Raw genomic sequence first — 14,362 nt, forward strand, 5'->3', positions numbered from 1 at the left:
TTCGCCGCCGATGCCCAACGCTTCGACCAGTTCTCCCTGAGCTGCTGCGGCCTGTTCCTCGACTACTCGAAAAACCTGATCACCGAACAAAGCCGCGACCTGCTGGTGAACCTGGCCAATGAAGTGGGCCTGCAAGACGCCATCAAGTCGATGTTCAGCGGCGAAATCATCAACGCCTCCGAAGGCCGCCCGGTGCTGCACACTGCCCTGCGCCGGCCCGTGGGCGACAAGCTCAGCGTCAACGGCGTGAACGTCATGCCGGAAGTACACAAGGTACTCAATCAGATCACCGAACTGGTCGGGCGCATCCACGACGGCCTGTGGCGCGGCTACAGCGAAAAGCCCATCACCGACGTGGTCAACATCGGCATCGGTGGCTCGTTCCTTGGCCCCGAGCTGGTTTCCGAGGCGCTGCTGCCGTACGCCCAGCGTGGCGTCCGCTGCCACTACCTGGCTAACATCGATGGCAGCGAGTTCCACGAGCTGTCGGCCAACCTGCGCGCCGAAACCACCCTGTTCATCGTCTCGTCGAAGTCGTTCAACACACTCGAGACCCTGAAAAACGCCATGGCCGCGCGCACCTGGTACCTGGCCCAGGGCGGCTCGGAAGCCGAGCTGTACCGCCACTTCATCGCGGTTTCCAGCAACAAGGCCGCCGCCGTGGCCTTTGGTATTCGCGAAGAGAACATCTTCCCGATGTGGGACTGGGTGGGTGGGCGCTATTCGCTGTGGTCGGCCATCGGCCTGCCAATCGCCCTGGCCATCGGCACAGCCAACTTCAAGGAACTGCTGTCCGGTGCCCATACCATGGACCAGCACTTCCAGACCGCGCCGTTCGACAAGAACATGCCGGTGCTGCTGGCCCTGCTGGGCGTGTGGTATGGCAACTTCTGGGGCGCGAACAGCCACGCGATCCTGCCGTACGACCACTACCTGCGCAACATCACCAAGCACCTGCAGCAGCTGGACATGGAGTCCAACGGCAAGAGCGTGCTACAGGACGGCACCCCGGTGAAGACAGGCACTGGCCCGGTGATCTGGGGTGGCGTCGGCTGTAACGGTCAGCACGCCTACCACCAGCTGTTGCACCAAGGTACCCAGCTGATTCCGGCCGACTTCATCGTACCGGTGGTAAGCTTCAACCCGGTGGCCGACCACCACCAGTGGCTGTACGCTAACTGCCTGTCGCAAAGCCAGGCGCTGATGTTGGGTAAAACCCGTGAGGATGCCGAAGCCGAATTACGTGATAAAGGCCTGAGCGAAGCGGGCATCGAGAAACTGGCCCCGCACAAGGTGATCCCGGGCAACCGCCCGAGCAACACCCTGGTGGTGGAGCGCATCAGCCCGCGCCGCCTTGGCGCGCTGGTAGCGATGTACGAACACAAGGTGTTCGTACAGAGTGTGGTCTGGGGCATCAACGCCTTCGACCAGTGGGGCGTGGAGCTGGGCAAGGAGCTGGGCAAGGGCGTTTACCAGCGCTTGGTCGGCACCTTGGAAGACAGCGCCGAAGACGGCTCTACGCAAGGTCTGATCGATTACTTCCGTGGTAGGCATCGCGGCTGATTTGTCAGGCAGCTCGCTCGGCATGGGGCTACGCAGTAGTCCCCATTGCTGCCTGAAAGGGCTAACTGCGGCCCACCGCGGTTGTTTTTCTATGAGCCTGTCAAGCCTTACAAAAACTGGCCAGCGCCTGAACTATGCGGTCGCAAGCCTTGCCATCGCCATAGGGGTTCTGCGCCACGCTCATTTGACGGTAGGCCCGCTCATCTGTCAGCAACTTGACCAGCTCCCCGACAATAGCGTCAACCTGCGTGCCGACCAGTTTCACGGTGCCAGCCGCGACCGCCTCTGGCCGCTCTGTGGTATCGCGCATTACCAACACGGGTTTGCCCAGCGCTGGTGCTTCCTCCTGAATACCGCCTGAGTCGGTGACTATCACGTACGCACGGGTCATCAGGTACACGAACGGCAGGTAGTCCAGGGGCTCGATCAGGTGGATATTGCCCACGTCCGCGAGCAACCGTTTTACCGGCTCACGTACGTTAGGGTTAAGGTGCACCGGGTACACCATGTCCACCTCAGGGAACTGCCGCGCGGTCTGCACCAAGGCTTGGCAGATACGATCAAAGCCATCACCAAAGTTCTCTCGCCGGTGGCCGGTTATCAATACCGTGCGCCGATCAGCCGCAAGGTATTGAAACCTGTGCTCGAATTCGGCCCTCAGTGTTGGCTCCTCAAGCTTGCGTACTACTTCCAGCAGGGCATCGATCACTGTATTGCCGGTAATGAAAATGCTGGCCGGGTCGACGCCTTCGCGCAGCAAATTTTTGTGCGCGGTGGCGGTAGGGGCGAAGTGGAGTGCGGCCAGCGCACCGGTCAGGCGCCGGTTGCCTTCTTCAGGCCACGGTGAATACAGGTTATGGGTGCGCAGGCCGGCCTCCACGTGGGCGATCGGGGTTTGCTGATAGTACGCCGCCAGGCTGGTGGCAAAGGTGGTGGCGGTGTCGCCGTGCACCAGCACTACGTCGGGCTTGAACTCCGCCAGTATGGGTTTGATGCCCTGCAAGATTGCGGTGGTTACGCCAGTCAGGTCCTGACCGGGCTTCATGATGTTCAAGTCGTAGTCGGGGTTGATGCCGAATAGCTCAAGCACCTGGTCAAGCATTTGCCGATGCTGGCCGGTTACGCACACGCGGGACTCGAAGCGGGGGTCCTGGGCAAGCTGAAGGGCCAAGGGGGCCATTTTGATGGCCTCTGGGCGTGTGCCGAATACGGTAAGGGTCTTTAGAGGCACGGCGGTGGTCCTCTTGCTCGGGTCCTTTAAGCAAACCGGTTGTCCTTTGTTGAACAAATCTAGCAGGAGGTCGGCAGGGTGCCAGCTTTGCACAGGAGATTTGCGGGCCAGCGACGGGGCGGTTGCACGGCGCGACGTGGACTGCGGGTGCTGTAGGAAAATGGCCAGGTACTGATCGGCACCGCGTCTTTGACCAGGATGATCTTGCTACCAGCTTTGGCGCGATTGCCTGTTTAACGTGGACGAAGCCAGCCTTGGAGGCCAAAGCTGCTTTTTGCGGGTAGGCGACGTTGTGCCGGTTCCAGACGATTTTTGTAACCATTGGCCACTGATGGTGGCTATTTTGCTGCGGGGTTTAGCACTAGGGTTTGTTGCGCAGCTGAAGGAAATCGGCTGCTGGAAAATGACTATCCCAAGGAGTGTTGTCCATGCGCAATAACGTTCTGTCGTACCTGCTGCTGCCGCTGTTCGCCAGTTTGTCTTTCTCCCTTAGCGCTGCCCCGGCCAGCGCCACGGCGGTGGCCGAGCCGGTGCCGATAGTGGCTCAAGCCCAGGCCCAGCAGGCGCCGCGGCTAGACCTGAACAACGCCGATGCGCTGACATTGCAGAAGGAGTTGAACGGGATAGGGAAGGCCAAGGCCGAGGCGATCGTGGCCTACCGTGAGGCCAATGGGCCGTTTGCTTCGGTGGATGAATTGCTGGAGATCAAGGGGATCGGGAACGCCTTGCTGGAGCGGAACCGGGACAAGCTGATGGTGGAGTAACAGGGGAGGGGCTAGGGCTTTTCGCCCTGGCCCTCAATTGAATGTCGGGTGCGTCAGCGGTCTTGCGCATCCTTGGCATCTGCTTCGGCATTGCGCTCATGCACTTTGCGCAACTGCTCGTCGGTCAGTGGCAATTTTTTTGCCGTATCGCGCAGCATCATCAGCCCACCGACGATGGAGCCGAGGGCTATGATGAGGATCAGCCAAGCATACCAGGGCATTGTCGTTCTCCTTAAACAGGTGGTGGGCAGTGCTTGTACGAAATTTGAGCAGCAACCCGTTCCGTTGGTTCAATTATAGAAGCCAGGTGCCGCCGGGCCAATTCCGTGAGCCGTGGGCCCCAAAGCCTGCGTCACTTCGTTTACAATGCGCGCCGTTTTCGACTTGCCAAGAGACCCTGCCCATGTCCGCCTGCCAGACGCCCCTGATCGTCGCCCTGGATTTCCCTACCCGTGAGGCCGCCCTGAAGCTGGCTGACCAGCTAGACCCCGCGCTGTGCCGGGTGAAGGTTGGCAAGGAGCTGTTCACCAGCAGCGCTTCGGGCATTGTCGAAACCCTTTGTGCCAAGGGCTTCGAAGTGTTCCTGGACCTCAAGTTCCACGACATCCCCAACACCACGGCCATGGCGGTAAAAGCTGCCGCCGAGATGGGTGTGTGGATGGTGAACGTGCATTGCTCCGGTGGCCTGCGCATGATGGCCGCCTGCCGTGAAGTGCTGGACAAGCGCAGCGGCCCGCAGCCATTGCTGATTGGCGTGACCGTGCTGACCAGCATGGAGCGCGAAGACCTGGCCGGTATCGGCCTGGATGTCGACCCGCAAGAGCAGGTGCTGCGCCTGGCGGCACTGGCACAGAAAGCGGGCATGGACGGTTTGGTGTGCTCGGCGCTGGAGGCCCCGGCGCTGAAGGCGGCGCACCCGTCGCTGCAGCTGGTAACCCCGGGCATTCGCCCTGCGGGCAGCGCGCAGGATGACCAGCGCCGTATCCTTACCCCGCGCCAGGCGCTGGATGCGGGTTCGGATTACCTGGTGATCGGCCGGCCGATCAGCCAGGCCGCAGACCCGGCGCAGGCGCTGGCTGCGGTGGTTGCGGAAATTCGTGGGTAAATAGCCCGCGTTAATGAAAAAGGCCAGCACGCGTGTGCTGGCCTTTTTTTTTGGGCTGGATGAGGTTTGATGGCGAAAAGGGTCCGGCAGGGCATTTTCTTTGCCTTTGAGATCGAGCGCCGCCCGCGCGGCGCTCGATCTAACAGGCGCTAAACCCCTCAAGGCATGCGCTTTCAGCCCCAAACGCAACTCACAACGTCACACCTTCAGCACCAACTTGCCAAAATTCTCCCCATTGAACAGCTTCAGCAGCGTCTCGGGGAACGTCTCCAGCCCCTCCACCACATCTTCCTTGCTCTTCACCTGCCCACTGGCCAGCCATCCGGCCATCTCCAGCGCGGCCTTGCCGTAGTCCTTGGCGTGGTCCATCACCACAAACCCTTCCATACGGGCACGGTTCACCAGCAGCGACAGGTAGTTGGCCGGGCCTTTCACCGCTTCCTTGTTGTTGTACTGGCTGATCGCGCCGCAAATCACGATGCGGGCCTTGAAGTTGATACGGGTCAGCACGGCGTCGAGGATGTCGCCGCCCACGTTGTCGAAGTACACGTCCACGCCTTTGGGGCATTCGCGCTTCAGGCCGGCCAGCACGTCTTCGGCCTTGTAGTCGATCACCCCGTCAAAGCCCAGTTCGTCCTTCAGGTACTGGCACTTCTCGGCGCCGCCAGCAATGCCGACCACGCGGCAGCCTTTGACCTTGGCAATTTGCCCGACAATGCTGCCCACTGCACCGGCCGCGCCGGAGATGACCACGGTTTCGCCGGCTTTGGGCTGGCCAACTTCCAGCAGGGCGAAGTAGGCGGTCATGCCGGTCATGCCCAGTGCCGACAGGTAGCGGGGCAGGGGCGCCAGGCTGGGGTCGATCTTGTGCAGGCCCTGGGGCTCGCCGGTGAAGTAGTCCTGCACGCCAAGGGCGCCGCTAACGTGGTCGCCCGGCTTGTATGCCGGGTGGTTGGAGGCAACCACTTCGCCCACGCCGAGGGCACGCATTACCTGGCCCAGGGCCACAGGAGGGATGTAGGACTTGCCTTCGTTCATCCAGCCGCGCATGGCCGGGTCCAGCGACAGGTACAGGTTGCGTACCAGCACCTGGCCTTCGCCGGGTTGTTCGGCAGGCACGCTTTCAAAGGTGAAGTCATCACGGCGCACGGCGCCGACCGGGCGTTTGGCGAGCAGGAAGCGGCGGTTGGTCTGGGTCATGGCGGGGTCCTTGTGGGCAGTGGAAGATGCTAGGTGTTCAATCTACCTTGTTGATGTAGGCAGGTGGTTAACATCACTGACAAGCATGGTAGCCCAACCGTCGGTGTGATGATGCTGCCCGGCCAGACGGTGGCTGACTATGCTCTGAACCCCACCATCCCCCTCAGGAGCACGCAATGAGCATGACCTTTTCCGGCCAGGTAGCGCTGGTCACCGGCGGCGCTGCCGGTATAGGCCGGGCAACGGCCTTGGCGTTCGCCCGCGAGGGCCTGAAGGTGGTAGTGGCCGACCTCGACCCGCTGGGTGGCGAGGCCACCGTAGCGCAGATTAACGCCGCAGGTGGCGAGGCGTTGTTCATTGCCTGTGACGTCACCCGCGACGCCGAGGTGCGCCAGTTGCACGAACGCCTGATCGCCGCCTTTGGCCGGCTGGACTATGCCTTCAACAACGCCGGCATCGAGATTGAGCAGCACCGGCTGGCTGAAGGTAGCGAGGCGGAGTTCGATGCCATCATGGGCGTGAACGTGAAGGGCGTATGGCTGTGCATGAAGTACCAGTTGCCCTTGCTGCAGGCCCAAGGTGGTGGGGTGATTGTTAACACAGCCTCGGTAGCGGGGTTGGGAGCGGCGCCGAAGATGAGTATCTACAGCGCCAGCAAGCACGCGGTGATCGGCCTGACCAAGTCGGCAGCCATCGAATACGCGAAGAAGGGTATCCGCGTGAATGCCGTGTGCCCGGCGGTAATCGACACTGACATGTTCCGCCGCGCCTACGAGGCCGACCCACGCAAGGCCGAGTTCGCCGCGGCCATGCACCCGGTGGGGCGCATTGGCAAGGTCGAGGAAATCGCCAGCGCCGTGCTGTACCTGTGCAGCGATGGCGCGGCGTTTACCACCGGGCATTGCCTGACGGTGGACGGCGGGGCCACAGCGATTTGAGCCAACTCAGATTGCCTGTTCTGGCCCTATCGCCGGCAAGCCAGCTCCCACAAGGCCCGCGGGTACCCGAAGTTAACGCGAACCCTGTGGGAGCTGGCTTGCCGGCGATAGGGCCCGGCCAGACCAACACAATGCCAGCCCAACCGCTGCACAGCCCACTACCAACACCCCACCGAATACCAGCAACGCCATTCGTGACCCCAACCGGTCACTCAGCAACCCGGTAAAGATTACCGGCAAGCTGAACCCCAGGTACGCCAGCAAGAAGAACCCGGCACTGGCCCGTGTTTTCTCACTGCCAGCCAACCGGTTCACCGCCGCCAGCCCACCCAGGTAGATAAACCCGTAGCACGCGCTGCTGGCCGCCACAGCACCCAGCAATACCGCACTCAGTTGCCCGCTGTCCGCGCCCCAGGCCAGCACGGAATAGCTGCAGGGCAGTATCAGTAGCCCCAGCAGCGTGGCCGTGCGGCTGCTCAGGCGCCGGGCCATCGGCTGGAACAACAGCCCGCAGCTGATCACGCAGAAGGTCGAAAACCCTGACCAGGCACTAAGGCCATGCTGGCGCAGGATGCTTGGCAGCAAGGCGATCACCAGGCCCACGCAGGCCCATGCCAGCAAAATTGCCAGGCCATAGGTCACGCTGCCACGCGGGTAGCAGGGCAGGCGCAGCATGGGGTTGTGCTGTGCCGGGCGGGGGGCGGGCAGGCGCCATACCAGCACGATGGCCAGGGCTGCCAACAGCAGTTGCAGGTGGAAGCTGCCTGGGGTCAGGCTGGGGCCGCGCAGCAGGAACAGGCTGGTCAGCGCTGCGCCCAGGCCAAAGCCCAGCGAGGTGCTGGCGGTGACCCAGTTGGCCGCGCGGGTTGTGTGCTCACCGCCCATCAGCTCGCCCATATAGGCGGTGGCCGTCGCCGAAGCCAGCCCGGTGCCCAGGCCCAGGAACAGCCGGGCAAGGCCCAGGGTTTGCAGACTAGGGGCCAGCAGCATCAGCAAGGTGGCGATCATCGACAATGCAAGTGCTGCCACAATCAGTGGCCGGCGCCCGACCCGGTCGGCCAGGCCGCCCAGGGCCAGTAGCACGGGCAGTACGCCCAGCACATACCCGGAGAACGCCACCGCAGTGGCAGCGGCGCCCTGGCCGGAAAGGTCGGCGTAGGTGATGTACAGCGGGGCCTGCAGGTTGACGGCCAGGGTGATCAGGCAGAGGGCGAAGGCCAGACGGGCCGGGGCGGAGGGCATGGGTAGGGGTCCTGGTTTCTCTAGTGGCTGTACCGGCCCTTTCGCGGGTGAACCCGCTCCCACAGGATCACCACAGCCGCGAGAGGAGTGAAAAGCCTGTGGGAGCGGGTTCACCCGCGAAAGGGCCGGGCCTGCTCACTCTGATGCCAGGCTATTCCATCTGCCAGACACACCGTCACTCCATTTATGCTTAACTGTTCGCCAAAAATTTGCGAACACTTAGCCATGCACTTCTCACTCGATCGCACCGGCCCCACCCCATTGGTGCAGCAACTCACCGACCACCTGCAAGCCTGGATCGACCAGCAACGCCTGCGCCCCGGCGCACGCCTGCCATCGATCCGCGCGCTGGCCCGCAGCCAGGCGGTCAGCGCGTCCTGTGTGATCGAGGCCTACGACCGCCTGGTCGCCAGCGGCTGGCTGGAGGCCCGCCACGGCACCGGCTTTTTTGTCGCCGAGCGCAAGCCCGGGCCCCCGATTGACGATACGCCACCCTGGGGGGAGTCTGGCGACGGCAACTGGCGGCAGTTTCGCGAGGGCCATGACGAGTTGCTGAAACTGGGCTGCGGCTGGCTGCCCAGCAATTGGCGCGCCGCCACCGAGCTGGCCCAAGCGGTGCGGCAGGTAAGCCGCGGCGCCGCGCAGGACCTGTTCGACTACTGCCCTCCCTTGGGCCTGGCCAGCCTGCGTCAGCAATTGCACAAGCGCCTGGCGCAGCTGGGCATCGCTGCCGGTCCCGAGCACATCCTCACCACCCACGGCGCCAGCCACGGCCTCGACCTGCTGGTGCGCACCCTGCTGCGTCCAGGCGACACGGTATTGGTGGAAAACCCTGGTTACTACAACCTGTACAACCTGCTGCGTCAGCACCAGGTGCACATGCTGCCGGTACCGCGTACCGCAGAGGGCCCGGACCTGGCGGCCGTCGAAACCCTGCTGGCCACGCACAAGCCGCGCTGCCTGTTTATCAACAGCCTTTACCAGAACCCTACCGGCACCAGCCTGACACCCAAAGTCGCCTACCGCCTGCTCGAACTGGCCCGTGAACATGATCTGCGCATTGTCGAGGATGATATCTACGCCGACTTCCAGGAGGGCCCGGCTACACGCCTGGCCACCCTCGACAGCGAGCAACGGGTGATCTACATGGCCAGCTTTTCGAAAACCCTCAGCAGTTCGTTGCGGGTCGGCTACCTGGTCGCCGACCCTGCGTTGCTGGCGCGTCTGGCCGAGCTGAAGATGGTCAGCGGTATCGGCACGTCACGCTTTGCCGAGCAGGTGGTGGGCCAGATGCTCGCCAATGGCAGCTACCGCAAGAGCGTGCAACGCCTGCGCGTACGCCTTGGCCAGCACATGGCCAAGCTGCTGGGCCAGCTGGAGCAGGCGGGTTGGCAGGTATTTTGTGAGCCTTGTGGCGGCATGTTCGTCTGGGCGCGCGTGCCCGGCCGGGACTTCGCCAGCCTTGAGCAGGTGGCGCGGGAGCATGCGGTTCTGCTTACCCCGGGCAGCGCGTTCGATTACCAAGGCACGCCCAGCAGCTGGCTACGCATCAATGTCGCCTATGGGCAGGATTCCCGTGCCCAGGCCTTCCTCCAGCATGCGGGGCGACCTCTGCCAAGCTGAAAACGACACGTCCATGGCTATTTGACACTATCCTGACGCCAGGCCCTTGTTCATCGGCGGGCAACGTTGCCACCCTTGGCCTTCGGGATAACCTCGCACGCAGAAGGGGAATCGGCGATGGGCGCGAGCAAGCACAGTGTGCTGGCCAACCTGGGCATGGCCCGCAAACTCGGCCTGGGCTTTGCCTTGGTGCTGGTACTGACCCTGGCGGTGGCGGCCATCGGCATCGCCGCGCTGCACAGCGTGGGCCAGCGCTTCGACAGTTTGCGCCAGCTGGCACAGTTTAATACCGACCTGCTGCGTTTGCGTCAGCATGAGCAGGCGTTCGCCCTGCGTTCCGACATCCAGCAGGCCGAGGCCTTGCGCAGCGGCTTGCAGGGCTTGGCCGAGCGGGCCCGAGGCCTGCCGGCGCTGGTGGCGGCCGAAACCGATCTGGTTGCCTACGGCCAGGCGTTCGAAGCTTATGTGGCGGCGGTGCAGGCCAAGGAGCTGGCGCTGGACATGGCCAGCTGGTCGGTGTCCAGCGTCGCCAATAACCTTGATGTGCTGCAGGCCGGCCTGGCCGACGACGGCGTATACACACTCAAGCAGTCCCAAGGCCAGCAGGGGGGCGAGTTTCTTGAGCAGGCTGCGCACGTGGCGCAAGTGTCGCGGCTGATGTTGCAGGCCATGGACGAAGCGCGGGTGCGCCTGGAAAAAAGCCGCAAGGGCGAAGAGGGCGTTAGCCAGGAGCGTATCGCCCAGACGGTGGAGGCCGCCAGCCTGGTTGGCCAGTTGCAGGCCGCGGTCAGTGATGCCGGTTACCAGAGCGTGCTGGGCGAGGTGGCGGGGCACATCGGCAGCTTCTCGGAAAAACTCAACGAATACACCGACCAGTTGGCCCGCGAGCAAGGGCTGAAAGCCCAGTTGCAGGCCAGTGCCGAGCAAGTCACCGGGAGGGTCGACCAGGCTTACCTGGGGCAGGAGCAGGCGCTGCAGGGTGAGCTGCAACGCAATGCCGTGGCTATTGCCCTGGCCACCGGCCTGGCATTGCTGGTGGGTGTGCTGGCCGCCTGGCTGATCACCCGCGCGGTGGTCGGCCCGCTCAAGCATGTGATCGCCCGCGCCCAGCGCATTGCCGCTGGCGAGCTGGGTTTTGACGCCCAGGCACCGCGTGGTGACGAGGTGGGGCAGCTGATGCAGGCCATGCAGCAGATGGCCGCAGGCCTTTCAGGCATTGTCAGCGGCTTGCAGCAAGGCATCGAACAACTGGCGGGTAGCGCTCAGGCGTTGTCGGCAGTGACGGAGCAGACCAATCGCGAGGTGGGCAGCCAGAAGGAGGAAACCGAGCAGGTGGCCACTGCCATGCAGCAGATGACTGCCACCGTGCACGATGTGGCGCGCAATGCCGAGGAAGCGGCGCAGGCTGCCCAGGCGGCGGATGACAAGGTTGAGTCGGGGCAACAGGTGGTGCGCCAGAGCATGCAGCGCATCGAGCAGTTGGCGGCGGCGGCAGAAACCGCCAGCGCCGGCATCGACAGCCTCAGTGCCGAAATCCATACCATTGGTGACGTGCTGGAGGTGATCAAGAGCGTGGCCGAGCAGACCAACCTGCTGGCGCTGAACGCCGCCATCGAGGCTGCCCGCGCTGGCGAGCAGGGGCGTGGTTTTGCTGTGGTGGCCGACGAGGTGCGTGCGTTGGCGCGGCGTACCCGGCAGTCTACCGAGCAGATCGAGGTACTGGTTGCCAGCCTGCGCGGTAACGCCCAGCAGTCGGTGGCGCAGATTCGTGGCAGCACTGAGCTGGTGCGGTTGGCGGTGGCTGATGCGCTGCAGACGGAAAGCGCGCTGGGCAGCATTGCGGCTGCGGTTTCATTGATCCAGCAGATGAACCAGCAGATTGCCGCGGCAGCCGAGCAGCAGAGCTCGGTGGCGGAAGAGATCAGCCGCAGTGTCACGCAGATTCGTGGCAGTGCGGACCAGGCGGCGCTGGCGATGCAGGACAATGCCCGGTCGAGTGTGCAACTGGCGCAGTTGGGCACCGATTTGAAGGGGATGGTGGGGCATTTCAGGTTGTGAGCCTGGCGATGAGTATCTGTCGCCTGGACCGGCCTCTTCGCGGGTAAACCCGCTCCCACAGGGATATCACTGGACTTGAAAACAGCGCTAGACCTGTGGGAGCGGGTTTACCCGCGAAGGGGCCAGTCCAGACAATAAAAACCTCAGGCCTTGCGCGGGTTGAGGATCATCAAGGCCAGCACCCCCGCCACAATCCCCCAGAACGCCGAGCCAATCGAGAACAAGGTCAGCCCCGAAGCCGTCACCATGAAGGTAATCACCGCCGCTTCGCGCTCGCGCGCTTCGCTCATGGCCACGGTCAACCCGTTCATGATGGAGCCGAACAGTGCCAGTGCGGCAATCGACAGCACCAGCTCTTTCGGCAACGCTGCAAACAGCGCCGCCAACGTCGCGCCGAACACCCCGGCAATACCGTAGAAAATCCCGCACCACACCGCGGCGGTATAGCGCTTGCTCGGATCTTCATGGGCGTGCGGCCCGGTGCAGATCGCTGCGCTGATCGCCGCCAGGTTGACCCCGTGCGAGCCGAATGGCGCCAGCAGCAGGGAGGCAAAGCCCGTGGCCGAAATCAGCGGCGAGGCTGGCACCTGGTAGCCGTCGGCGCGCAGCACGGCCACGCCGGGCATGTTCTGCGAGGTCATGGCCACCACGAACAGCGGAATGCCAATGCTGATGGTGGCCGCCAGCGAGAAGCTCGGAGTGGTCCACACCGGCTTGGCCACTTCCAGGTGGAAGCCGCTGAAGTCCAGCAGGCCCAGGGCGCCGGACAGTGCCGTGCCCACCAGCAGCGCCGCCAGCACGCAGTAACGCGGCGACAGCCGCTTGACCAACAGGTAGCTGAAGAACATGCCCAGCACCAGCAATGTGCGATGCTGCGCCGCAACGAAGATTTCGCTGCCGATCTTGAACAGGATGCCCGCCAGCAACGCCGAGGCCAGCGAGGCCGGGATACGCTTGACCAGGCGCTCGAAGCTGCCAGTGAGGCCGCAGATGAGCACCAGCACGGCACAGGTGATATAGGCACCAATGGCCTCGCCATAGCTCACCCCGCCCAGGCTGGTGATCAGCAACGCGGCGCCGGGGGTGGACCAGGCCACGGTGACCGGCGTGCGATAGCGCAGCGACAGGCCGATGCTGCACACCGCCATGCCGATCGACAGCGCCCAGATCCATGACGAAATCTGCGCGGTGGTCAGCCCGGCCGCCTGGCCAGCCTGGAACATCAGCACCAGCGAACTGGTATAGCCGGTGAGCATGGCGATGAAGCCGGCGACCACCGCCGACGGGGAGGTATCTGCCAGGGGCCGCAGGCGTGCGGAAGTGGCATCGGTCATGAACAAAGTCCTTGTAAAGGTGTAAGCAGTTTTTTCAGACTACAGCGAGCAAGATTGATCCTTGCCATACAGCGGCCATTGCTTTTAGCCGTACAGTCGCCAACTATTGGGCGCAATTAAAAAACTGCACGGTTTGGCACCTGCCTTTTGTAGGAGCAGCCTTGTGCTGCGAAGAGGCCCTTACAGGCGCAGCAAATGCATGGGCTGAAACGGCCTCTTCGCAGCGCAAGGCTGCTCCTACAAGGGCGATTCAGATACGGCGACAGGGGAGAGGGGCGATGTACAAGGTCTATGGCGACTACCAGTCGGGCAACTGCTACAAGGTCAAGCTGATGTTGAGCCTGCTGGGCCGGCCATATGAATGGCACCCGGTGGACATCCTCAAGGGCGAGACCGAAACGCCCGAGTTTCTGGCGATGAACCCCAACGGCAAGGTGCCCGTGCTGGAGCTGGAGGACGGCAGCTACCTGTGGGAGTCCAATGCCATTCTCAACTTCCTGGCCGATGGCAGCGAGTTCCTGCCCAGCGAACCGCGCCTGCGCACGCAGGTGTTGCAGTGGCAGTTCTTCGAGCAGTACAGCCATGAGCCGTACATTGCCGTGGCGCGCTTTATCCAGTTTTACCTGGGGCTGCCGGATGAGCGGCTAGATGAGTACCGCAAGCTGCACAAGGGCGGCTACAAGGCACTGAGGGTGATGGAGCGACAGCTGCAGATGACGCCTTACCTGGTGGGTGATCAGTACTCGATTGCCGATGTGGCCTTGTATGCCTACACCCATGTGGCGCAGCAGGGCGGCTTCGACCTGGCGGAGTACCCGGCGGTAAGGGCCTGGCTGGAGCGTGTCAGCAGCCACCCGCGGCATGTGCCGATGGTGGGTTGATTGTCAGCCTGTGCTGGCCCTCTCGCCGGCACAGGATGACTAGAATCTGTCAGGCCGACGCAAACCGCTCATCCAGGTAGGCGATGATGGCTTTGGACTCATACATCCAGGTCACCTTGCCGGCCTCTTCAATGCGCAGGCACGGCACTTTCACCCGGCCGCCACCTTCCTGCAGGGCCTGGCGGTGCACCGGGTCGTTCTTGGCATCGCGCAGCGCCACCGGCACGTTCAGCCGGTGCAGGGTACGGCGGGTCTTGACGCAGAACGGGCAGGCATGGAACTGGTACAGCTCCAGGCCCTTGGCCGCCTGCTCGACGCGGGCCTGGGCAGCGGCGTCGCGCTTGCGCTTGGCCGGGCGGCTGATCCAGTCAGCGAACACGATGAGCTGGCCGAGGCCAACCCGCAGGGCTTTGACGATCATGG

13 protein-coding genes are annotated in these 14,362 nt (G+C 63.4%); 7 read left to right on the top strand and 6 right to left on the bottom strand.

Annotated elements, in window-relative coordinates:
• The coding region (gene pgi, locus E8E78_RS28325) for a glucose-6-phosphate isomerase (protein ID WP_280315287.1) at positions 1-1,563 on the top strand (1,563 nt) is incomplete at its 5' end.
• A gap of 100 nt (positions 1,564-1,663) precedes the next feature.
• Here pgi and wecB read toward each other — a convergent pair.
• Complete coding sequence (gene wecB / locus E8E78_RS28330) at positions 1,664-2,794, bottom strand: UDP-N-acetylglucosamine 2-epimerase (non-hydrolyzing) (RefSeq protein WP_274138872.1); 1,131 nt, start codon at positions 2,792-2,794, stop codon at positions 1,664-1,666.
• 428 nt (positions 2,795-3,222) lie between these two features.
• Between wecB and E8E78_RS28335 the strand changes: the two genes are divergently transcribed.
• Entirely contained in the window at positions 3,223-3,558 is a 336-nt protein-coding gene (locus tag E8E78_RS28335; protein WP_059395258.1) for a helix-hairpin-helix domain-containing protein, read from the top strand.
• A 53-nt stretch (positions 3,559-3,611) separates the two neighbouring features.
• Here the strand turns inward: E8E78_RS28335 and E8E78_RS28340 are convergent, their stop codons facing one another.
• The gene (locus E8E78_RS28340) at positions 3,612-3,779 is read right to left on the bottom strand and encodes a DUF2897 family protein (RefSeq protein WP_016500979.1); all 168 of its coding nucleotides are present in this window, start codon (positions 3,777-3,779) and stop codon (positions 3,612-3,614) included.
• Between the two features lie 182 nt (positions 3,780-3,961).
• Between E8E78_RS28340 and pyrF the strand changes: the two genes are divergently transcribed.
• Positions 3,962-4,663: an orotidine-5'-phosphate decarboxylase gene (gene pyrF, locus E8E78_RS28345; RefSeq protein WP_059395257.1), complete on the top strand. Its 702-nt coding sequence runs from the start codon at positions 3,962-3,964 to the stop codon at positions 4,661-4,663.
• 198 nt (positions 4,664-4,861) lie between these two features.
• Here the strand turns inward: pyrF and E8E78_RS28350 are convergent, their stop codons facing one another.
• A complete protein-coding gene (locus E8E78_RS28350; RefSeq protein ID WP_016500976.1) occupies positions 4,862-5,863 on the bottom strand; it encodes an NADP-dependent oxidoreductase in 1,002 nt (333 codons plus the stop codon).
• 176 nt (positions 5,864-6,039) lie between these two features.
• On the opposite strand from E8E78_RS28350, the gene E8E78_RS28355 reads away from it, so the two are divergent.
• Positions 6,040-6,801 (top strand): SDR family oxidoreductase, encoded by a 762-nt coding sequence (locus E8E78_RS28355; RefSeq protein ID WP_016500975.1) that lies wholly within the window; start codon positions 6,040-6,042, stop codon positions 6,799-6,801.
• Positions 6,802-6,873: 72 nt separating this feature from the next.
• Here the strand turns inward: E8E78_RS28355 and E8E78_RS28360 are convergent, their stop codons facing one another.
• A complete protein-coding gene (locus E8E78_RS28360) occupies positions 6,874-8,043 on the bottom strand; it encodes an MFS transporter (RefSeq protein ID WP_232893691.1) in 1,170 nt (389 codons plus the stop codon).
• Positions 8,044-8,268: 225 nt separating this feature from the next.
• Here E8E78_RS28360 and E8E78_RS28365 point away from each other — a divergent pair, with 225 nt between their 5' ends.
• Positions 8,269-9,666 (top strand): PLP-dependent aminotransferase family protein, encoded by a 1,398-nt coding sequence (locus E8E78_RS28365; RefSeq protein ID WP_232893690.1) that lies wholly within the window; start codon positions 8,269-8,271, stop codon positions 9,664-9,666.
• Positions 9,667-9,783: 117 nt separating this feature from the next.
• The gene (locus E8E78_RS28370; protein ID WP_232893689.1) at positions 9,784-11,724 is read left to right on the top strand and encodes a methyl-accepting chemotaxis protein; all 1,941 of its coding nucleotides are present in this window, start codon (positions 9,784-9,786) and stop codon (positions 11,722-11,724) included.
• 143 nt (positions 11,725-11,867) lie between these two features.
• Here E8E78_RS28370 and E8E78_RS28375 read toward each other — a convergent pair whose 3' ends face one another.
• Positions 11,868-13,058: a benzoate/H(+) symporter BenE family transporter gene (locus E8E78_RS28375; protein WP_016500971.1), complete on the bottom strand. Its 1,191-nt coding sequence runs from the start codon at positions 13,056-13,058 to the stop codon at positions 11,868-11,870.
• Between the two features lie 278 nt (positions 13,059-13,336).
• Between E8E78_RS28375 and E8E78_RS28380 the strand changes: the two genes are divergently transcribed.
• Positions 13,337-13,939, top strand: coding sequence for a glutathione S-transferase family protein (locus tag E8E78_RS28380; protein ID WP_016500970.1), 603 nt, complete (start codon positions 13,337-13,339; stop codon positions 13,937-13,939).
• Between the two features lie 49 nt (positions 13,940-13,988).
• On the opposite strand, the gene E8E78_RS28385 is transcribed toward E8E78_RS28380, so the two are convergent.
• Positions 13,989-14,360 carry a glutaredoxin gene (locus tag E8E78_RS28385; protein ID WP_016500969.1) on the bottom strand — a complete coding sequence of 124 codons (372 nt, stop codon included), beginning with the start codon at positions 14,358-14,360 and terminating at the stop codon, positions 13,989-13,991.
• Between the last annotated feature and the right edge of the window lie 2 nt (positions 14,361-14,362).

Source organism: Pseudomonas sp. BN505 (assembly GCF_029873175.1).
Lineage (GTDB): Bacteria > Pseudomonadota > Gammaproteobacteria > Pseudomonadales > Pseudomonadaceae > Aquipseudomonas > Aquipseudomonas putida.